Raw genomic sequence first — 20,871 nt, forward strand, 5'->3', positions numbered from 1 at the left:
ATTAATGAAACCGGACGCACTCTCTCTGCCGCCGAACCCGAAAAAGCTCAAGGTCATCTACGGCTGGTATATTTACGTGATCTATAGCCTGCTGGTTTTCAACATTTACATGGCGGTCTACAACGTCTGCGTTCGGCATCCGATCGAGGCCCCGCTGCTGTCGCTGTTTCACAGCCTGTTCCTCGCGCTGATGCTGCAGCAGGTGCTCAAGAAGAACGTCGTTTTCGCCTGGGTCTTGCTCAGCTATTTTATTCTGATGCGCCTGTATTACGCCAATGTGCTGCATGTTGAGTTCACGCTGGTGAGCCGTGGCCTGGTGCTGCTGATTCTGACGCTGCTGCTTACCGGCGCCGTGGCCGTCGGGCAACTGGCCACGCCGCCCCAGCGGCATGACTGGCGGCAATGGGGAGCGCTCACGGCGCTGGCGGCCATCCTGACGCCGCTGATTACCACCGACTATCTGGGATAAACAGGGGGCTATTAGGGGATATGCGGTTCGGAAATGTCTACGATACGGCAGATTTTAGTGTAGTTACCCGCCTTCTCACAGATCTTGTCCGTGACGAACATGCCAAGGTAGCCCAGCAGCAGCAAGTAGCCGACCATGCACAGAATAAAGATAAGCGTTCTCACCGATAGCGACCAACCTGACAAGAGTATCCCGAATATCATAACCTGAACGCGGCGCTTTAAAAGGATTTCATGCGCACACAGCCCTCATCGGCGCACGTTCTGTAGTAACATTAAGCCACCACGCAGCCGCCGGATACGCCGATGCACCATCTGATGTTAGACATTGAAACCCTGGATATAAAACCCAGCGCCGTCATTCTGGTGGTGGCGGCGGTGTTTTTCGATCCCCGAACCGGGGAGCTGGGCGCCGAATTCGAAGCCGCCGTCAGCAGCCAGAAAGACCAGCCGGGCCGTACCATTAGCCTGGATACGGTCGCCTGGTGGGCGAAACAGTCCGATGAGGCCCGCAAACAGGCCTTCAGCGGCACCGAGAGCCTGAAACGCGTGCTGAGCAGCCTCAGCCGCTTTATCCATATGAACAGCACCGACACGGTGAAAGTCTGGGGCAACGGCAAAGAGTTCGACTGCGCGATCCTCGAACACGCCTTCCAGCAATTGGAAATGCCCTGCCCGTGGAAATTCTGGGATACCCAGGACGTGCGCACGGTGATCACGCTGGCGGAACTGCACGGCTTTAACCCGAAAAAAGCCCGCCCGTTCGAAGGTATGCCGCATCGCGCGCTGGATGATGCTCGCCACCAGGCCCGTTATGTGGCCGATACCGTCTCGGCGCTCTATTACCGCCAAGGGGCGCAGCGCTGACCCGCTTTGCCCCTTTCCATTTACCGCCAGAGTCTCTACTCTAGCCCTCTTTGTCACTTGGACGTGCCTTTCCTGTTATGCAAAAGTTTCTGTTTATGCTTCTCAGCCTGGTGCTGCTCGGCCCATTAGGCATCGATCTTTACCTGCCGACCATTCCCGCCATTGCCGTCGGCCTGGGCAGCAGCGAAGCGCTGATCCAATCTACCATTTCACTGTTTATTCTGGTGCTTGGCCTCGGCCAGGTCATCGCCGGGCCGCTGGTGGATAACTATGGCCGCAAGCCGGTGGCGCTGGCCGGCATTATCCTCTACATGATCGGCGCCGCGATGGCGGCGCTGGCCACCAACCCGACGGTTTTCATCGCTTCGCGTCTGCTGCAAGGGGTGGCGGTTTGCTGCACCGCCGTCGTCGCCTTCAGCGGCGTGCGCGATCGCCTGAATGGCGACGATGCCGCCCGCGCTTTCGGCTTTCTCAACGGCACGCTGAACATCATCCCGGCGCTGGCGCCCCTGCTCGGCGGCCTGCTCGCCGAAGCCTTCGGCTGGCGCGCCCCCTTCTGGTTCCTGGTCGGCTACGCGCTGTTGGTGTTGGTGCTGATCGCGCTGCGCCTGCCGGAAACTCGCCCTGCCGACACCGTGCCGGTCAAAGGGCTGCCGGTGCGCCAATACGCGCGCATCCTCAGCGATCGCCGTTTCCTCTCCTTTGCGGTGGTGAACTCCGGGGCGATGGGCATGGCGCTGACCTACGTTTCTCTGGCGCCGAACGTGCTGATGGGCACCGCCGGCCTGACCCCGCTGCAATTCTCGCTGGTGTTCGGCGCCAACGGTTTCTGGATCATGCTGGTCAGCTTCTTCGCCAACCGCATCATCCACAAGGTCGGCCGCCCGGTTTGTCTGGCGACCGGCGGCATGTTGATGGGGCTGGGCTGCCTGGGCCTGCTGCTGGGCGTCATGCTGCTGCCCGCGACGGCGCAAGCGCACTGGCTGGCGTATATGTTGCCGGTCGCCAGCGCCTGCGCCGGGTTGGCGTTCGTGATGGGCCCGGCCACCAGCTACGCGCTGGAGCCGTATTCCAATGAGGCCGGCGTCGCGTCCGCGCTGGTCGGTTTCGTGCAGATGGCGGGCGGTGCCGCGCTGGGTCTGGTGGCGATGGCGTTGCCGCTGCAACCGAAGCTGTCGCTGGCGCTGGTGATGCTGGCAGGCTGCCTGCTGGCGCTGCATGCACGGCGGCTCAGCAAGCAGATTAAAGGGCAGATCAGAAAAGTCGCCTGAGCCGCGGCTCAGGCTTCAATGGCGACCGGCACCCGCGCCGCTAACGCCGACAGCAGCTCATAGCCCAACGTTCCTGCCGCCGTGGCCACCTCGTCCACCGGCAGGCGTTTCCCCCACAGCTCCACTTCGGCGCCCAGCTCGACTTGCGGACAGGGCGTCAGATCCACCGCCAGCATATCCATCGATACCGTTCCCAGGGTGCGCGTCAGCACGCCGTCAACCCATACCGGCGTGCCGGTCGGCGCATGACGCGGATAGCCGTCGGCGTAACCGCAGGCCACCACGCCAATACGCTGCGCGCCGGCGGCGCTGTAACGGCCGCCGTAACCCACGCGATCGCCAGACTTCAGCTGCTGAATGCCGATGATCTCGCTGCTCAGCGTCATCGCCGGCTGCAACCCCGTCGCCGCAACGTCATTCCAGCACCCGCTCGGCGAAGCGCCATACAGAATGATCCCTGGGCGTACCCAACTGCCGTGGGTCGAAGGATGCCACAGCGTGGCGGCCGAGTTGGCCAGGCAGCGCGGCAGCGGGATATCGGCAGCGGCCGCCTCGATGGTAGCCATCTGCTGGGTCACGCCTTCCGGGCCGTCGGCGGTGGCGAAATGGCTCATCAGCGTAAGCTCGCCGATGTTGGCAATCGCCTGCGCCCTGCGCCACACCTCGTGCAGCCGCTCGGGTGCGAACCCCAGCCGATTCATGCCGCTGTTCACTTTCAGATAGACATTGAGCGGCGCGCTCAGCGTGGCATCGGCGATCGCCGCCAGCTGCCAGTCGCTGTGCACCGCCGTCGTCAGGCGATAACGATCGAGCAACGCCAAATCCTGCGGCTGGAAGAAACCTTCCAGCAGGAGAATCGGCCCTTGCCAACCCGACTCACGCAGCAGCACCGCTTCGGCCAGATCCAGCATGGCGAAGCCGTCGGTTTGCGCCATGCTGCGCCAAACGTGTTTGATGCCGTGGCCATAGGCGTTGGCCTTGACCACCGCCCAGACTTTGGCGCCGGGGGCGAAACGGCGCACCACCTGCAGGTTATTTTCAATTGCGCCAAGATGCATCGTGGCGGTTATCGGACGGGGCATCGCTTCTCCTTGGGGCAGCGTACAGCGGCCACGCGCGCCTGCGCGTGGCCGGGAAAGTCTATGACAGCGTCGACGATTAACGCGCGGGATGCACGTCGTTCAGCGGAACCGCGTGTTGCTGGCGAAACCCGGCGCTGTAACGCGCCACCGCCAGATCATCGGAAGGGATCGCCGGCGTAATGCCGGACATCAGATCGGACAACAACTGCCCGGAACCGCAGGCCATCGTCCAGCCCAACGTACCATGCCCGGTATTGAGATACAGGTTCTTCAGCGAAGTGCGGCCGACAATGGGCGTACCGTCCGGCGTCATCGGCCGCAGGCCGGTCCAGAACGTCGCGTCTTCCACTCTGCCGCCGTTCGGGTAGAGATCGCGCACCACCATCTCCAGCGTTTCGCGCCGTTTTTGCTCCAACTGCGTATTGAAACCGACGATCTCCGCCATGCCGCCGACGCGGATGCGCTGATCGAAACGGGTGATGGCGATTTTGTACGTCTCGTCCAACACCGTGGAGAACGGCGCCGCCGCTTCATCGGTGATAGGAATGGTCAGCGAATAGCCCTTCAGCGGATAAACCGGGATAGAAACCAGGCCGCGCAGCAGCGCCGTGGAATACGAACCGAACGCCACCACGTAGCTGTCGGCTTTAAACACGTCCTCGCCGCACTGCACGCCGGCGATCTTGTCGCCCTCAACCAGCAGGCGGTCAACGCTGCGGTTGAACAGGAAGGTTACGCCCGCCTGCTGCGCCATTTTCGCCAGCTGCTGCGTAAACAGCTGGCAATCGCCGGTTTCGTCGTTCGGCAGCTGCAGGCCGCCGGTCAGCTTGTGCGCCACCTGCGCCAGCGCTGGCTCGACGCTGCCGAGTTGGCCGGCTTCCAGCAATCTGTAAGGCACACCGGCATCTTCCAATACCGCAATGTCTTTCGCTGCGTTTTCGAACTGTTGTTGGGTGCGGAACAGCTGCAGCGTGCCGCCCTGGCGACCTTCGTACTGGATGCCGGTCTCCTGACGCAGCGCCTTGATACAGTCGCGGCTGTATTCCGCCAGGCGCACCATGCGGCCTTTGTTGGTCATGTAGTGTTCGGTGTTGCAGTTTTTCAACATCTGCCACATCCAGCTCAGCTGGAAGCTGCTGCCGTCGAGGCGGATCGCCAACGGCGCATGGCGCTGGAACATCCACTTGATGGCCTTCAACGGCACGCCCGGTGCCGCCCAGGGTGCGGCATAACCCGGTGAAATCTGCCCGGCGTTCGCCGCGCTGGTTTCCAGTGCCGGACCTGGCTGACGATCGATCACCGTCACCTCATGCCCCGCCTTCGCCAAATACCAGGCACTGGCTACGCCCACCACTCCACTACCTAAAATTACCACTCGCATCGCTGACTCCAGCCCAAGGCCTCACAAAGCATAATCTTCTGCTCACAGGAAATTAACTCAGTGAAAAAATCCGTCCAACAACTTCGTCATCAAACGTGACAATATTCACAATTAATTTATCGTCGATGAGCCGAGCATTTGCAATAGCCGCTCGTAAATAGCGATAAGATGCGGTTTAGAAGGGATTATAGCGTCAGACCGCCGCTGAATCGATAGCAATGCTATCAATGACAGCAGTCAAAAAAGGCGTAATAAGCAACATTGATTTAACAGAATATAAAAACATCAGCCAACACATAGACAGAATAAAAAACCGATAAAATAAAAAATACCAACATAACAGACAAAATGAATCCCCTCTCCCCGCAGCAGAAAAAACGCGTAAAATTTCGGCAAAAAATTAACCTTGTTTTCACTACTGGATTAAAACAGCCGAGCCCTTAGCCCCGCCCGTTTAGGTTGAACGCGGCAGCACGATATGAACGTTGAAGCCAGAAGCAGATCCTAAAGTTCACATTGTCGCTTTTCTGGAGAACCCCTTATGTTCATCGCCATCTACCGGTTCTCAGTCAAAACCGGGCACGAACACGCCTTTCGCCTTGCCTGGCTTGAGTTGACCCAAGGGATCTATCTGCAGCGCGGCAGCCTCGGCTCGCGCCTGCATCGAGATATGAGCGGGAAGTTTATCGGCTATGCGCAATGGCCAAGCCGAGCCGCATGGGAAAACGCCGGTGATATTCAGTTGGATGAACGCTACCGGCAAGCCCGGGAGCGAATGCGGGCGACCCTGTTGGCGGATGAAACATTATTTGAAATGGCAGTGACGGACGATTACCTGCAAATCAGACCGTTTGACTGAGCACAAGCCCACATAAGCGGGCTTGTGGTGACGGGAGCGAGTGGCATCAATGATGCAGCATCTCGTCCACGACTTCTTTAGTCTGCAGTTGGAATGGGTAATAAGTCGGCCAGTTGTCCATTTCTTTCAGCAACGCTTCCTGCGACGTGTTGCCCATAAAGATATGGAAATGTGCCGATTTGCGCGGGCCGATAATATGATCGCTGAACTGCACGAATTTCGGCGCCAGGCTGCCGGCATCCTGGCATTCGAACAGATAACGCACGCCCTTCTTACCAGAGACATACGTCAGGATCTTATGCCCGGCGTACTTATACTGACAGGCGCTGGATTGGTCGCCGCGATGAAACTCCATGACGCCGTTTTCAATGCCGATGGTATCCACATCGGTAGCATACCCTTTTCGGTAATACGCTTTTACTTCCGCGAAGGTCTTGCTCTTATCCTTTGCCGCTTTCTTCTTGAACACTGGGTCAAGATCCCCATTGAGCAGATAAGGATACACGGATTGCCAGACGCCCTCCCAATCCGCCAGATTGCGATCTTTGACGTCCTTATCGTCGAACACGCCCGCCTCCGCTTTTTTTTCCACCTCCGTCAGCGGCTTGCCATGTGAATGATGCCCGTGGGCAAACCCCTGCCCGCTGATAAACAGTGCGGCCAGCGCCACCGCCAGTTTGCCAAAATGCCTCGCCAAAATGCGCTCCTTGTCCGTTATTGAGAAAAACCAAAAGTTACAATATAACATAACATTTTTCAATCCCTGTCGCGCAGCAGGCAGTGTGTTGCGCGCCCTTGCCGCAGGGCTATACTCGGAGAGGAAGCCAAGTGCTAAGGCGCTTTCTGCCGGGACGGGCGCCGGATTGACCGCCGCTCGCTCCCGTGCGTACCGGCATTTTTATTTCACTGATTTGCAATGGTTAATTATGACTTGAACTATGCTTGATACAGGGTCAGCCGTTTGAGCAAGACCCGTGAATAATGAGGGTGCGCTGATGACTACTTCAACACATGAAAAGGTCAAGGATGACAAACGTCTGAGCGATGGACCGGACTGGACGTTCGAACTGCTGCAGGTGTATTTGGAGCAGATTGACCGCGTCGCCAAGCATTACCGGCTCGACACCTACCCCCATCAGATCGAGGTTATCACCTCCGAGCAGATGATGGACGCCTATTCGAGCGTCGGCATGCCGATCAACTATACCCATTGGTCCTTCGGCAAGAAATTCATCGAAACCGAACAGCGCTACAAACAGGGCCAGCAAGGGCTGGCGTATGAAATCGTCATCAACTCCAATCCCTGCATCGCCTACCTGATGGAGGAGAACACCATCACCATGCAGGCGCTGGTGATGGCGCACGCCTGCTATGGCCACAACTCGTTCTTCAAGAATAACTATCTGTTCCGCAGTTGGACCGACGCCAGCTCCATCGTCGATTATCTGCTGTTCGCCCGCCACTACATCAGCCAGTGCGAAGAACGCTACGGCGTCGATGAAGTGGAGCGGCTGCTGGACTCCTGCCACGCGCTGATGAACTACGGGGTCGACAGGTACAAACGCCCGCAGAAAATCTCACTGGTGGAAGAGAAAGCGCGCCAGAAAAGCCGCGAAGAGTATCTGCAAAGCCAGGTGAACACGCTGTGGAAGACCCTGCCACGCGTCGAACGTGAAGAGTCGCCGGAGCAGGCGCGCCGCTATCCGAGCGAGCCGCAGGAAAACATCCTCTATTTTATCGAGAAAAATGCGCCGCTGCTGGAACCCTGGCAGCGTGAGGTGCTGCGCATCGTGCGCAAAGTCAGCCAGTATTTTTATCCGCAAAAACAGACTCAGGTGATGAACGAGGGCTGGGCCACTTTCTGGCACTACACCATCCTCAACCATTTGTACGACGAAGGGCGGGTGACCGAGCGGTTTATGCTGGAGTTTTTGCACAGCCACACCAACGTGGTGTATCAGCCGCCGTACAACAGCCCGTACTATAACGGCATCAACCCTTATGCGCTGGGCTTCGCCATGTTCCAGGACATCAAGCGAATCTGCCAGTCGCCAACCGAAGAAGACCGCTACTGGTTCCCGGACATCGCCGGCAAAGACTGGCTGGACACCTTGCACTTCGCCATGCGCGACTTCAAGGACGAGAGCTTTATCAGCCAGTTCCTGTCGCCCAAAGTGATGCGCGATTTCCGGTTGTTCACCGTGCTGGACGACGATCGCAACAACTATCTGGAAATTGCCGCGATCCACAACGAGGCCGGTTACCGGGCGATCCGCCAGGAGCTGTCGGCGCAATACAACCTGAGCAATCACGAGCCGAACATTCAGATCTGGAACGTGGATCTGCGCGGCGACCGCTCGCTGACGCTGCGCTACATCCCACAGGAACGCGCACCGCTGGATAAGAGCCGCCGCGACGTGTTGAAGCACCTGCATCGCCTGTGGGGCTTCGACGTGATCCTCGAACAGCAAAACGAAGACGGCAGCGTGGAGTTGCTCGATCGCTGCCCGCCGCGGCCGACGCCGCTGTAACCGCCACAACGACGAAGGGCGCCGCATGGCGCCCTTCGTTATTTCATCGACACGCGATTAGCGACGCGCTTCGGTCAGATCGCTCGGCATGGTGCCCTGCATGCTCTGCCAAATCGCCCCGCTGTCTTTACCGTAGTTGCGCACGGTATCCATCACCTGGTCGTACAGCTTCTCATGGCACAGCGTGGACAGCTTGCTGTAGAAGGCCAGCGCCAGCTTGCGCGCTTCCGGGTTGGAGAAGTAGTAACGGCCCACGCGGGTATACAGCCCTTTCAGGCCGTTGAAAATCAGGCCGTAGATCGGGTTGCCGGAAGCGAACGCCAAACCGCGGAAGATCTCGTAATCGAGCAGATTGAAAGCGTCCGCCTGATCTTCCACCTCGGCGGCTTTCGCCAGCACTTCCTGCGCCTGCTCAGGATGATTGCGCACCGCGGCGCGAATAAAGATCGACGCGATATTGGTGCGCACGGACAGCAGGTTATCGATCAGCTGCGGGACGCTTTTGTGATCGAGACGGGCTACGGTCTCAAGGATATTGAGGCCGGACGTTTCCCAGAAATTGTTCACTTTGGTCGGTTTGCCATGCTGAATGGTCAACCAGCCATCGCGGGCCAGACGTTGCAACACTTCACGTAACGTGGTGCGCGTGACGCCAATCAACTCCGAAAGCTCACGCTCCGCGGGCAAAATAGAGCCAGGGGGGAAGCGATTATTCCAAATACTCTCAATAATGTACTCTTCCGCGAAACCGGCAGGACTCTGCGCCTTTATGACCATGTGTTTGACGTTCCGTTGCGACGATAAAATCAGTAAAAGTAATCAGCTCATCATACCAGATCGCGCTGACATGACATAGCGTGAGCGAAAAACAATAAACGAAAGTGTGCATAACGTGGCAAAAAACGAGCAAAAACACCGGCCGGCAGAAATTTGCCGCCGTAAAACAAGCTCCGGTTGCGCCCGCCCCCGCCGCATTGTTAGGGTACGTGCTACGACTGATTTAAGGATGCATAAAGGACAATGGAAACAACCTTGCGCAGCGCCCTGCTCAAAAATTTTCTGGGGCAATCTCCCGACTGGTACAAACTGACCATTCTCATTTTTCTGGCGATCAACCCCCTGGTGTTCTTTTTCGCCAGCCCGTTTATCGCGGGCTGGCTGCTGGTGGTCGAGTTCATCTTTACCCTGGCGATGGCGCTGAAATGCTATCCGCTGCTGCCGGGCGGCCTGCTGGCGCTGGAGGCGGTGACCATCGGCATGACCAGCCCGGCGCAGGTTTCGCAGGAAATCGAACATAACCTGGAAGTGCTGCTGCTGCTGATCTTTATGGTGGCCGGCATCTACTTTATGAAGCAGCTGCTGCTGTTCGTGTTCACCAAGCTGCTGCTCAACATCCGTTCGAAAACGCTGCTGTCGCTGGCGTTCTGCCTGGCCGCCGCCTTACTTTCCGCCTTCCTCGACGCGCTGACGGTCGTGGCGGTAGTGATCAGCGTGGCCACCGGCTTTTATTCCATCTATCACAACGTGACCTCGAATCGCCCCGATGGCGACATCGGCGATGACAGCGATTTCGCCGGTGAAGAGCGTAAACAGACGCTGGAGCAATTCCGCGCCTTTCTGCGCAGCCTGCTGATGCACGCCGGCGTCGGCACCGCGCTCGGCGGGGTCATGACCATGGTGGGCGAGCCGCAGAACCTGATCATCGCCAAAAACGCGGGCTGGGGCTTTATCGATTTCTTCCTGCGTATGGCGCCGGTCACGCTGCCGGTGTTGGTGTGCGGCCTGCTGGTTTGTTGGCTGGTAGAACGTTTTCGCCTGTTTGGCTACGGCGCGCAGTTGCCGGAGGCGGTGCGCGACGTGCTGAAAGAGTATGACCGCAAGGCCACCGCGGGCCGCAGCAAGCAAGAGCGGCTCAAACTGGTGATGCAGGCGCTGATCGGCGTTTGGCTGGTGCTGGCGCTGGCCTTCCACCTGGCGGAAGTGGGGCTGATCGGCCTGTCGGTGATCGTGCTCGCCACCTCCCTGTGCGGCGTGAACGATGAGCACGCCATCGGCAAAGCGTTCCAGGAAGCGCTGCCGTTCACCGCTCTGCTGGCGGTGTTTTTCACCGTGGTCGCGGTGATCATCGAACAGCACCTGTTCAGCCCGGTGATCCAGTTCGTGCTGCGCGCCGAGCCCGCCTCTCAGCTTTCGCTGTTCTATCTGTTCAACGGCCTGCTGTCGTCGGTTTCCGACAACGTGTTCGTCGGCACGGTTTACATCAACGAGGCGCGCACCGCGCTGGAAACCGGCGCTATCGGGCTGAAGCAGTTCGAGCTGCTGGCGGTCGCCATCAATACCGGCACCAACCTGCCATCGGTTGCCACCCCTAACGGGCAAGCGGCGTTTCTGTTCCTGCTGACGTCGGCATTGGCGCCGCTGGTGCGTCTGTCGTATGGCCGTATGGTGTGGATGGCCCTGCCTTATACGGTGGTGCTGACGGTGGTTGGCTTGCTGTGCGTCCAGTTCACGCTGGAACCGGCGACCGAGCTGTTGACCCAGTGGCATTGGCTGACGCTGCCGCCCGTCGACGCCGTCGGCCACTGAAACGGTGCCGGCAGGGTGAACCGACTATTTTTACGCTGAATCCAGCCCAGGTGGCTGGCAGCGAGGAGGAATTGGTTTACACTGCCGGTTCAATTGCTTACTGCATGGAAGAATCTAGATATGTTGCAATTCTTTAACCGCTGTTCACAAGGACGCGGCGCCTGGCTGCTAATGGCCCTGACAGCGTTGGTGTTGGAACTGGTCGCGCTCTATTTTCAGCACGTTATGCTGCTGCAGCCGTGCGTGATGTGCATTTATGAGCGTTGTGCGCTGTTCGGCATTCTCGGTGCCTCTCTGGTGGGCGCCATCGCGCCGAAAACCCCGCTGCGCTACGCGGCGATCTTGCTGTGGATCTACAGCGCCTGGGAAGGCCTCCAGCTGGCGTGGAAGCACACCATGATCCAGTTGCACCCTTCGCCGTTCAATACCTGCGACTTCTTCGTGAGCTTCCCTTCGTGGCTGCCGCTGGACAAATGGCTGCCGGCGGTGTTCCACGCTTCCGGCGACTGCTCCGTGCGCCAATGGCAATTCCTGACGCTGGAAATGCCGCAGTGGCTGGTCGGCATCTTCGGCGCCTATCTGCTGGTGGCGCTGATTGTGCTGATCGCACAATTTGTTCGCCCACGTCGCCGCGATCTGTTCGGCCGCTGATCGGCTGACAAACAACAACGGCGCCGAAAGGCGCCGTTTTTTTAGGTATTGCTGTCACATTCCGAGATAAAACCCTCTCAGGTATGTGTAAGGAAGTAAACGAGCACGATCAGCGCTCCAGCCACGGCAAACAGACGGACCATTTTCATTGTTATACTCTCGAACTTGCGGGAGAGCGGCCAAATTACCCAACTTATCGTTTGAAAAGAAGCATCCTGGCGCGGTTAAGCGCGTAATTTACATAACATTAAACTTCTGCGACGCCGGCGGGTAAAAACAGGCTGCGCCAGCGTGGCCCTCCCTACCTACAGGCATCAATAAATTACCGTTACTAATGAACGACTGCACCTTTGTCACATTCAGAGCACAATATTTTGGTGAAGTTTACCCATAAAATCCTTATAGTATCGGCAAAGTGAGTACTACCGATTTCCCTGGTGTTGTTGTGTGTCTTGCCCCTCATCTTTGCAGGGGCTTTTTTCCCCCTACCTCCTATTACGCAAGCCCCTATCATCCTTGAATCAAATGTTGAAATTTCCCTCTGTCCGGCCTAGAGCGTCAACGCCATTCGCACGCCAATGATTAAATAATGCAAGAGGGCGGCATGTCTGAACACGCCGCCCTCTTGCATGAAGCCCCATTTTGCCCTGCAGGCGCCCGCCTTTATCTGGCCCAGTCCGGCTTGTTGAGGATATGATCCTGCCAGTCCACCACTTCGCTCTCGCGCACCGCGATATGCCGCACCGTGATGCGCTCGCCGTGCATCGCCGCCTTGGAGCCGCTCAGCAGCGGATGCCAGGGGAACAGCGGCTTGCCTTCGCCGATCAGGCGATAGGCGCAGGTCGGCGGCAACCAATCGAAGGTGGTGAGGTTCTCGCGCGTCAGTTTGATGCAGTCTTCTTCCAGCTCGAAGCGCCGCTCGTAGTTGCGGCATTGGCAGGATTTGATGTTGAGCTGGTTGCAGGCTACGTTGGTAAAATAAATCTCGTCGGTATCTTCGTCGATCAGCTTATTCAAACAGCATTGCCCGCACCCGTCGCACAGCGATTCCCACTCTTGTTCTGACATTTCCGCCAGCGTTTTCTGTTGCCAAAAAGCGAGTTGTGACATGTTAGCGTCCGGTTTCGGTAAATGGATAAGTCACCTGCGCACAGGTTCGAGGGGGGACTATATAGACATTTTAGCCGCAAGATGCAAGCTTTGCCGCCGACGGCGCCGGCGGCGAGAGATCAGATCGCGCGGGTGCTGAGCATTTTGCCGTTCAGACTGATTTTCAGCATGTCGCCGGAGGCCATCGGGCCTACGCCCTGCGGCGTGCCGGTCAGGATGATGTCGCCGGCGCGCAGCGTGAAGAAACGGCTCATGTAACTGATAAGCGGCAGGATCGGCGTGATCATGTCACGCGTATTGCCCTGCTGGCGCAGTTGATCGTTAACGGTCAATGACAGCTCGGCGTTTTGCGGATCGCCAAATTCCGCCACCGGGATAAACCCCGACATCGGGCAGGAACCGTCGAAAGCCTTGGCCTTTTCCCACGGCTGACCGGCCTTTTTAAAACCCGCCTGCAGATCGCGCAGCGTCAGATCGAGCGCCACGCCGTAGCCGGCGATCGCCCGCGCAACGCGGTCTTCGTTGGCCTGTTTCAACGGCGTGCCGATCAATACCGCCAGCTCCACCTCATGGTGCACCGCACCGAACTCTTTGGGGATAGCCACCGGCTGGCGAATATCGCACAGCGCCGTTTCCGGTTTGATGAACACCACCGGCTCGACGGAAACCGCACTGCCCATTTCCTTGATGTGATCGGCGTAGTTGCTGCCGACACAAACCACCTTGTTCACCGGAAAATCGAGCAGCGAACCCTGCCAGTCTCTATGTTGATACATACCGCTTCTCCCAAACTGTGGAGGCTTGGCGCGCCAAGCCGATTATTGGTGTGCCGGATCAATGCCCGATCGCGTCCGCCATCATACCCACGGCGATGGCGAAATAGTAAGAGCGATTCCAGTGCATGAGGGTGCGGAAATTATCATAGACCAGGAACGTCCGCCCCTGGAGATCATCCGGCGCGATGATCCAACCGCGCTGGACGGCATGCGGCAATGCACTGCCATCCGCACGACGCACCCCGCGCTGTTGCCAGGCGTTGACGCTGCGCGCCTGCGCGTCTTTCAACCCCAGCTCGGATCGCTTGAAACCGGCGGGCAGTTTAACCTCGCGCCCCCAGCCGATACCGGGCTGCCAGCCCTCCTTGGACAAGTAACTGGCCGTAGACGCAAAGACGTCATCAATGTTATTCCAGATATCGATGCGCCCGTCACCGTCGCCGTCCGCCGCGTAGCGCAAGAAAGAGCTCGGCATAAACTGGCATTGCCCCATCGCGCCGGCCCAGGAGCCTTTCAGCGGCGTATCGCCGACGTGCCCCTGCTCGACTATCTGCAACGCCGCCATCAGCTCCTGGCTGAAAAAGGCCTCGCGGCGCCCTTCAAACGCCAGCGTCGCCAGCGCGGACACCACGTCTTCCCGCCCCTGAATCTTGCCGTAGGCGCTCTCCATGCCCCACAGCGCAATGATATAGCGCCCCGGCACCCGGTAGCGCTCGCTGGCGCGCGCCCATTGCGCCTGGTGCTGCCGATACAGTTCGCGCCCTTGGCGCACCTTAACGGGCGACATCACCCGCCGCAGGTAGTCGTCCAGGGTGACCTTTTGCTCCGGCTGATTGCGATCGTCCTTGATCACCCGATCGACGAAATGGATTTGCGCAAAAGCGCGGTCAAGGGTGCCCTGGCTGATGCCCTGCTCCCGCGCCCGGCGCTTGAGCTGCTCGACATACGCCGGGAACTGCGCCGGATCGCGGCCGCTCGCCGCCAGCGTCGTCTCCTGAGCCGCCTGCGGCGCGCCGGGCATCAGCACACCGCCCAGCGCCAGCCAGGCGGCCAATACGGTTCTTCTCGCCGAACGTGTCATCGCGCCTCCCTTGGCCGTGGTGACTGTCTCAGGCCTTGTCGCCCGCCAGATGCTGATTGAGCAGGTTTTCAACCGGCGGCGGGAACTGCAGGTAATAGCCTTCGTCTTTCAACGCCTGCTTCACCTTTTCGATATCCGCCGAGGCCAATTTCTTGCGCTCATCGAGCGAAAGCATCATGGCGAATTGCGGCACGCCGAAACTTTTCATCAGATCCTCTGGCACACGAGAGAAATCGTCTTTTTTTTCGACATAAAGATAAGTTTGATCGCGTTTCGGGCTTCTATAGATCACACAAAGCATTTTTTTAACTCTATTTAATTGAGGGAGCGTCTTGCCTGGATATAACTCTGACTATAACATGCTTATAGTACATCGGAATATCGCACCCCGAGTGGTATTCCGGGGATTTAAAGTTGCTGAGACTGAGTCAGGATAGATGTCACAATCGCCAATTGAGCTAAAAGGCAGCAGTTTTACCCTATCGGTTGTTCATTTGCATAATTCGCAGCCCGAGGTAATACGTCAGGCGTTACAGGAAAAAGTTGAGCAAGCGCCCGCTTTTCTGAAAAACGCCCCTGTTGTTATCAACGTCGCAACGCTGGAAGGCGATGCGAACTGGAAAGAACTTCAACAGGCTGTCGCGGCAGCAGGTCTGCGCGTTGTGGGTATCAGCGGTTGCAGAGATGAGCGTCAAAAGCGCGCGATAGCCCGCGCCGGGCTGCCGCTGCTGAGCGAAGGCAAAGGCCAGAAAATGGCGGCGCCGGAGCCTGCACCTGCGCCCGTGGTGGCGGATAACGCCCCCGCCAAAACGCGCATCATCAGCACGCCTGTCCGTTCCGGCCAACAGATTTACGCCCGCAACTGCGATCTTATCGTGACCAGCAGCGTCAGCGCCGGCGCCGAACTGATTGCCGACGGCAACATTCATGTCTACGGCATGATGCGCGGTCGCGCACTGGCAGGCGCGTCAGGCGACACGCAATGTCAGATTTTTTGCACCCACCTGGCGGCTGAGCTAGTCTCTATCGCAGGGCAGTACTGGTTGAGCGACCAAATCCCGTCCGATTACGTCGGGCAGGCCGTACGACTCAGCCTGTTGGATAACGCTTTAACCATACAACCTTTAAATTAAGCCCTTTTGACAAGGAATCCATTTCATGGCACGCATTATTGTTGTTACATCGGGTAAAGGGGGCGTTGGCAAGACCACTTCGAGCGCGGCCATCGCTACCGGCCTGGCCCAGAAAGGCAAGAAAACCGTCGTGATCGATTTCGATATCGGTCTGCGTAATCTTGACCTGATCATGGGCTGCGAACGTCGGGTAGTGTATGATTTCGTGAACGTGATTCAGGGCGATGCCACGCTGAATCAGGCGTTGATCAAAGACAAACGCACTGAAAACCTCTATATCCTGCCTGCTTCGCAGACGCGCGACAAAGACGCGTTGACCCGCGAAGGCGTTGAAAAAATTCTCAACGATCTCGGCGAGATGGATTTTGACTTCGTGGTGTGCGATTCACCGGCCGGTATCGAAACTGGTGCGCTGATGGCGCTGTATTTCGCCGACGAAGCTATCATCACCACCAACCCGGAAGTGTCTTCGGTACGCGACTCCGACCGTATCCTGGGCATCCTCTCCTCCAAGTCACGCCGCGCCGAGAAAGGCGAGTCACCCATCAAGGAACACCTGCTGCTGACCCGTTACAACCCGGGCCGCGTCAGCCGTGGCGACATGCTGAGCATGGAAGACGTGCTGGAAATCCTGCGCATTCCACTGGTGGGCGTGATCCCGGAAGACCAGTCCGTGCTGCGCGCTTCCAACCAGGGTGAGCCTGTCATTCTGGATGCCGAGTCAGACGCCGGTAAGGCGTACGACGATACCGTTTGCCGCTTGTTGGGGGAAGAACGCCCATTCCGCTTCATTGAAGAAGAGAAGAAGGGTTTCCTGAAACGCCTTTTTGGGGGATAAACCATGGCCTTATTAGACTTCTTTCTGTCCCGCAAAAAACAGACAGCCAATATAGCCAAGGAACGGCTGCAGATTATCGTCGCAGAGCGTCGTCGCGGGGACAGTGAGCCCCCGTATCTGCCTGATCTGAAACGCGATATTCTGGCGGTTATTTGCAAATACATTCAGATCGATCCTGAAATGCTGCACGTGCAGTTCGAGCAGAAAGGGGACGATATTTCGGTACTTGAACTTAACGTGACATTACCGGAATCGGAAGAAGCAGCTAAATGATTGCGACGCATTAATTACCCCCTGTATATTTTATGCAGGGGGTAACTGTATGTGCATCCAGTTATTAAGCTTTATCGGCAGCAAAAAAGCGATTTTTCCCTTTGGGACTATTCCCAATTAACTTTGCCGCCGCCTCGTTTAAAGTAAATTCTGGCCAGATTTACCTTCAACGCATTATTTCCTGCCTATATTCACCCGAGCAGAGTTTCCCTACCCTGCCCTGGTGATAATCAGCGATTAATAATCTTTCAGGATGTCCTGCAGCGGTGCCATTAATAGATCGCCGCGCCAGCCGCTGATTAATTCAGGGCGACTTTCGCCGTCTTTCAGTTGCCAATGCCAGTTCAGCAATTGGTTAATTTGGCGACGGGATGCCAGCAGTTCGCTGCTCAACCCGCTTTGCTCGCTGACGGTAGCGATCGCCGCCTTGATGTCTTTGAACACCTTCTTGTAGCCCGGCTGATCGATCAGGTTTGCCAACGGCGCCGGCAGCTCGGATTCGTCCAGCGCTTCGGCCTCCGCCACCAGCGCCAACAGCGTTTTACCGTGATAACGGATCTCCGGCCCGCTCAGGCCCAGCGAATCCAGTTCTCCCAGCGAAGACGGCATATAGCGCGCCACCTGCCACAGGTTTTCCTCACGCACCACGAAGTTCACCGCCAGATCGCGCTCGCGCGCCTGGCGCAGCCGCCATTGCGCCAACTTCTGCAAACAACCGAGCTGACGCGGGCGCAGCTGCCAGGCATTGCTGATTTCGCGATAGGCCAATTCCGGCGCCAGCGCCTCGCTGCGGCGCTGGCACAGCAGCAGGCACTCGTTGTTGGCCGCCGCGGTCCAACCGGCCTCTTCGGTCTCCTGCACCAGCTGTTTGGCCATCGGCAGCAGATAGAACACGTCGGCGGCTGCGTACACGCACTGCCTTTCGGTCAGCGGACGCGCCAGCCAGTCGGTGCGCGACTCGCTCTTGTCCAGCTCAACTTTCATATACTCCGCCACCAGCGTCGCGAAACCGCAGGAGAGCGGCCGGCCGGTAAACGCCGCCAGGATCTGGGTATCGACCATCGGCGTCGGCAGCGTTTTAAAGGCGTTGAGAAACACTTCAAGATCTTCACTGCCGGCATGCAGGAACTTCACCACGGCGGTATCGGCCAGCAGGTCGACAAACGGCAGCCATTGCTTGATCGGCAGAGGATCGATAAGGGAGAGTTGTTCACCGTCGTAGAGCTGGATCAGGCCCAGCTGCGGATAGTAGGTGCGCGTTCTGACAAACTCGGTGTCCAGCGCAATCTGGGCATGCTTTCTCGCCTGCTCGCAGACCTGCTGCAATCCGGCATCGGTAGTGATCAACTGATAATTCAAAACATCATTCTCTTGTAGGATTCAAACACAACAACGCCGGCATTCACCGGCGTTGTCGATAGTCAGGCGCAAGAGCGAAACCTAGGCGGCATCGGCCGGTTTCGGCGTTTTTAGCTCATCGCGCAGTTCTCGCCGCAAAATCTTGCCGACGTTCGACTTCGGCAATTCATCGCGGAACTCAACAATTTTAGGCACTTTATACCCGGTCAGGTGCCGACGGCAATGGGTCAACAGCTCTTCCTTGGTCAGCGAGGCGTCTTTCTTCACCACGCAGATCTTCACCGTCTCGCCGGAGATCTCGCTGGGTACCCCGATCGCCGCACATTCCAGCACCTTCGGATGCTGGCTGACCACGTCCTCGATCTCGTTCGGGTAAACGTTGAAACCAGAGACCAGGATCATGTCTTTCTTACGGTCGACGATGCGCACAAACCCCTGCTCGTCCACGGTCACCACATCACCGGTCGCCAACCAGCCATCTTTCAGCACTTCGTCGGTAGCTTCCGGGCGTTGCCAATAGCCTAACATAACTTGCGGGCCTTTGACCCACAGTTCGCCCGGTTCTCCCGGCGGCACATCCTGGCCATTGTCGTCCAACAGCCGAATATCCGTCGACGGCACCGGTAAGCCGATGCTGCCGCTGTAGTGTTTCAGATCGTAAGGGTTGCCGGCCACCAGCGGCGCGCACTCCGTCAGACCATAGCCTTCCAGCAGGTGTTTGCCGGTGGTTTTCTCCCACTTCTCGGCCACCGCTTTTTGCACCGACATGCCGCCGCCGACCGAGAAACGCAGCGTGGAGAAGTCGAGTTTGTGGAACTCTTCGTTGTTCAGCAACGCGTTGAACAAAGTATTCACCCCGCTCATGGCGGTGAACGGGTATTTGCCCAGCTCTTTCACCAGCCCCGGAATATCGCGCGGGTTGGTGATCAGCAAATTGCGCCCGCCCAGATCGATAAACAGCAGGCAGTTCACCGTCAGCGCGAAAATGTGGTACAGCGGCAACGCCGTCACCACCAGTTCCTGCCCTTCACGGAACAGCGGCGAGTAGGCGGCTTTGGCCTGTTCGAGGTTGGCCTGCATGTTGCGGTGCGTCAGCATCGCGCCCTTCGCTACGCCGGTGGTGCCGCCGGTGTATTGCAGGAAGGCCAAATCGGTATTAATGATGTCCGGCTTTACATATTGCAAACGGCGTCCGCGCTGCAGCGCGCTGCGGAATGAAATGGCGTCCGGCAGGTTATATTTGGGCACCAGGCGCTTGATGTACTTGACCACAAAGTTGACCAGCGTGCCTTTGGCGGCCGAAAGCTGATCGCCCATGCGCGTGAGGATCACGTGCTTGACCTGGGTGTTGAACACCACTTTTTCCAACGTATGGGCAAAGTTGGAGACGATGACGATGGCGCTGGCGCCGCTGTCGTTCAACTGGTGTTCCAGCTCGCGCGGGGTATACAGCGGGTTGACGTTAACCACCACCATACCGGCGCGCAGAATGCCGAACAGGGCGATGGGGTATTGCAACAGGTTAGGCATCATCAGCGCGACGCGGTCGCCCTTCTTCAGGCCCAGTTCATTTTGCAGGTAAGCCGCGAAAGCCCGGCTGCGCTCTTCCAGTTTGCGGAAGGTCATCACCTCGCCCATGTTGATAAAGGCGGGCTGATCGGCATAGCGCTGCACGGCATGCTCAAACATTTCGATCAACGACGAATAGCGATCGGCATCAATCTCTGCGGGCACATCTGCCGGATACCGTTTTAACCAGACCTTATCCAAGGTATTACTCCTGAAATCATTACTAATTATCATCGCAGCCTCAAACTCGCAGCCTAACCATAACAATATTTTAACTCAGCAGACCAGTGCAGGTTTTAAACATTATTCAGGTTGCGATGTACGTCACTAATTGTCGGATATTCCTTATCCCAAAAAGCAAAAGGGCGGCCTGAGCCGCCCTGTCAAATGTGTTCACATCAAGCGTATGCTACTCGGTTACGATGGTTTGCACCTGTGCCGGGCCGGGATTGTACCAACCATAGCCTGCGCCCCAACCGGGTCCCCACGGGCCACCGCGCCAGCCCCAGGGGCCCATTGGCGCAGGCGGCATCACCACCTGCTGCACCAGATGCCAGCGTTTGAAACCGGTCACGTTCATCGTCACGAAGCGATACGGCGTCATGCCGATACGCCCCTCTTTCAGGCCGGTAATGGGGCCGACGACGGTCACCAACTGGCCTTTGAAATCAACAGGCTCGAGGAAGCCGTTTACCGTGGCCAGCAAGCGGCCGCGCGACGGTTCACCGAGAATCGGCCGCGCACCGCTGTCGAGCGGCACCGCCGCGATCTCCAGCACCGTGCGCCCTTGCTCGTTGGCGACGTTAACCACGGTGCCGCCGAAGCGGGCTTCCGCGCCGGTAAACAGATTGGGTGCATTTTGTACCGAGGAAAGCTGAGTCACCGGCGAAGGGGTGGAACCTTTGATCGCATCCGGTACGGTGACGCACCCGGACAGAACCAGCGCGCCGCAGGCGACGGCCAGCAGCGACAGCTTTTTACTTGCAGTGCGGATTAACATGGTCGCAATCTCCTGAAATGGCTGTAACTTTGACCG

At 57.9% G+C, this 20,871-nt stretch carries 22 protein-coding genes; 10 read left to right on the top strand and 12 right to left on the bottom strand.

The features are described 5' to 3' along the window. The first annotated feature begins 4 nt into the window (after window positions 1-4). Window positions 5-469 carry a hypothetical protein gene (locus REA38_RS10080; RefSeq protein WP_308885813.1) on the top strand — a complete coding sequence of 155 codons (465 nt, stop codon included), beginning with the start codon at window positions 5-7 and terminating at the stop codon, window positions 467-469. Between the two features lie 11 nt (window positions 470-480). Here REA38_RS10080 and REA38_RS10085 read toward each other — a convergent pair whose 3' ends face one another. Next, on the bottom strand, window positions 481-633 hold the full coding sequence (locus tag REA38_RS10085) for a hypothetical protein (protein WP_223479875.1): 153 nt from the start codon (window positions 631-633) through the stop codon (window positions 481-483). A gap of 141 nt (window positions 634-774) precedes the next feature. Between REA38_RS10085 and REA38_RS10090 the strand changes: the two genes are divergently transcribed. Both REA38_RS10090 and REA38_RS10095 read left to right on the top strand, forming a co-directional pair. After that, window positions 775-1,335 carry a 3'-5' exonuclease gene (locus tag REA38_RS10090; RefSeq protein ID WP_033634819.1) on the top strand — a complete coding sequence of 187 codons (561 nt, stop codon included), beginning with the start codon at window positions 775-777 and terminating at the stop codon, window positions 1,333-1,335. Between the two features lie 77 nt (window positions 1,336-1,412). Continuing rightward, window positions 1,413-2,606, top strand: coding sequence for a multidrug effflux MFS transporter (locus tag REA38_RS10095; RefSeq protein ID WP_308885814.1), 1,194 nt, complete (start codon window positions 1,413-1,415; stop codon window positions 2,604-2,606). A gap of 8 nt (window positions 2,607-2,614) precedes the next feature. Here REA38_RS10095 and dadX read toward each other — a convergent pair whose 3' ends face one another. After that, window positions 2,615-3,688, bottom strand: a complete 1,074-nt coding sequence (gene dadX / locus REA38_RS10100) for a catabolic alanine racemase DadX (protein WP_103829582.1) — start codon at window positions 3,686-3,688, stop codon at window positions 2,615-2,617. A 76-nt stretch (window positions 3,689-3,764) separates the two neighbouring features. Continuing rightward, a complete protein-coding gene (locus REA38_RS10105; protein ID WP_033647620.1) occupies window positions 3,765-5,069 on the bottom strand; it encodes a D-amino acid dehydrogenase in 1,305 nt (434 codons plus the stop codon). 541 nt (window positions 5,070-5,610) lie between these two features. On the opposite strand from REA38_RS10105, the gene REA38_RS10110 reads away from it, so the two are divergent. Beyond that, a complete protein-coding gene (locus REA38_RS10110; RefSeq protein WP_060418882.1) occupies window positions 5,611-5,928 on the top strand; it encodes an antibiotic biosynthesis monooxygenase in 318 nt (105 codons plus the stop codon). Between the two features lie 46 nt (window positions 5,929-5,974). Here the strand turns inward: REA38_RS10110 and zinT are convergent, their stop codons facing one another. Next, entirely contained in the window at window positions 5,975-6,625 is a 651-nt protein-coding gene (gene zinT / locus REA38_RS10115) for a metal-binding protein ZinT (RefSeq protein ID WP_308885815.1), read from the bottom strand. Window positions 6,626-6,923: 298 nt separating this feature from the next. On the opposite strand from zinT, the gene REA38_RS10120 reads away from it, so the two are divergent. Continuing rightward, complete coding sequence (locus tag REA38_RS10120) at window positions 6,924-8,459, top strand: SpoVR family protein (RefSeq protein ID WP_004932268.1); 1,536 nt, start codon at window positions 6,924-6,926, stop codon at window positions 8,457-8,459. Window positions 8,460-8,516: 57 nt separating this feature from the next. On the opposite strand, the gene fadR is transcribed toward REA38_RS10120, so the two are convergent. Next, window positions 8,517-9,236: a fatty acid metabolism transcriptional regulator FadR gene (fadR, locus tag REA38_RS10125; protein WP_033634827.1), complete on the bottom strand. Its 720-nt coding sequence runs from the start codon at window positions 9,234-9,236 to the stop codon at window positions 8,517-8,519. 243 nt (window positions 9,237-9,479) lie between these two features. Here fadR and nhaB point away from each other — a divergent pair, with 243 nt between their 5' ends. Beyond that, the gene (gene nhaB / locus REA38_RS10130; RefSeq protein ID WP_308885816.1) at window positions 9,480-11,045 is read left to right on the top strand and encodes a sodium/proton antiporter NhaB; all 1,566 of its coding nucleotides are present in this window, start codon (window positions 9,480-9,482) and stop codon (window positions 11,043-11,045) included. 120 nt (window positions 11,046-11,165) lie between these two features. After that, the gene (dsbB, locus tag REA38_RS10135) at window positions 11,166-11,696 is read left to right on the top strand and encodes a disulfide bond formation protein DsbB (protein WP_033634829.1); all 531 of its coding nucleotides are present in this window, start codon (window positions 11,166-11,168) and stop codon (window positions 11,694-11,696) included. 663 nt (window positions 11,697-12,359) lie between these two features. Here the strand turns inward: dsbB and REA38_RS10140 are convergent. The 4 genes from REA38_RS10140 to REA38_RS10155 form a co-directional block, all read right to left on the bottom strand. Further along, window positions 12,360-12,806, bottom strand: a complete 447-nt coding sequence (locus tag REA38_RS10140) for a YcgN family cysteine cluster protein (protein WP_025159803.1) — start codon at window positions 12,804-12,806, stop codon at window positions 12,360-12,362. Between the two features lie 119 nt (window positions 12,807-12,925). Beyond that, complete coding sequence (locus tag REA38_RS10145) at window positions 12,926-13,582, bottom strand: fumarylacetoacetate hydrolase family protein (protein WP_308885817.1); 657 nt, start codon at window positions 13,580-13,582, stop codon at window positions 12,926-12,928. 58 nt (window positions 13,583-13,640) lie between these two features. Continuing rightward, entirely contained in the window at window positions 13,641-14,663 is a 1,023-nt protein-coding gene (locus REA38_RS10150; protein ID WP_308885818.1) for a lytic murein transglycosylase, read from the bottom strand. Window positions 14,664-14,691: 28 nt separating this feature from the next. Next, window positions 14,692-14,964 carry a YcgL domain-containing protein gene (locus REA38_RS10155; protein WP_033634832.1) on the bottom strand — a complete coding sequence of 91 codons (273 nt, stop codon included), beginning with the start codon at window positions 14,962-14,964 and terminating at the stop codon, window positions 14,692-14,694. Between the two features lie 136 nt (window positions 14,965-15,100). Between REA38_RS10155 and minC the strand changes: the two genes are divergently transcribed. Genes minC through minE form a run of 3 tightly spaced genes read left to right on the top strand, consistent with a single transcriptional unit; the run spans window position 15,101 to window position 16,907 of the window. Further along, window positions 15,101-15,796, top strand: a complete 696-nt coding sequence (minC, locus tag REA38_RS10160) for a septum site-determining protein MinC (RefSeq protein WP_025303113.1) — start codon at window positions 15,101-15,103, stop codon at window positions 15,794-15,796. A gap of 25 nt (window positions 15,797-15,821) precedes the next feature. After that, window positions 15,822-16,634, top strand: a complete 813-nt coding sequence (gene minD, locus REA38_RS10165; protein WP_016927452.1) for a septum site-determining protein MinD — start codon at window positions 15,822-15,824, stop codon at window positions 16,632-16,634. A 3-nt stretch (window positions 16,635-16,637) separates the two neighbouring features. After that, window positions 16,638-16,907 (top strand): cell division topological specificity factor MinE, encoded by a 270-nt coding sequence (minE, locus tag REA38_RS10170; RefSeq protein WP_004932303.1) that lies wholly within the window; start codon window positions 16,638-16,640, stop codon window positions 16,905-16,907. A gap of 237 nt (window positions 16,908-17,144) precedes the next feature. On the opposite strand, the gene rnd is transcribed toward minE, so the two are convergent. From rnd to REA38_RS10185, 3 genes are all read right to left on the bottom strand, one after another. Then, on the bottom strand, window positions 17,145-18,266 hold the full coding sequence (gene rnd / locus REA38_RS10175; protein ID WP_308885819.1) for a ribonuclease D: 1,122 nt from the start codon (window positions 18,264-18,266) through the stop codon (window positions 17,145-17,147). Window positions 18,267-18,347: 81 nt separating this feature from the next. Beyond that, window positions 18,348-20,036, bottom strand: coding sequence for a long-chain-fatty-acid--CoA ligase FadD (fadD, locus tag REA38_RS10180; protein WP_308885820.1), 1,689 nt, complete (start codon window positions 20,034-20,036; stop codon window positions 18,348-18,350). Window positions 20,037-20,244: 208 nt separating this feature from the next. Next, window positions 20,245-20,835 (bottom strand): Slp family lipoprotein, encoded by a 591-nt coding sequence (locus REA38_RS10185; protein WP_033638506.1) that lies wholly within the window; start codon window positions 20,833-20,835, stop codon window positions 20,245-20,247. Window positions 20,836-20,871: the final 36 nt, after the last annotated feature.

This window comes from Serratia sp. MF1(2023), from assembly GCF_030954545.1.
Lineage (GTDB): Bacteria > Pseudomonadota > Gammaproteobacteria > Enterobacterales > Enterobacteriaceae > Serratia > Serratia sarumanii.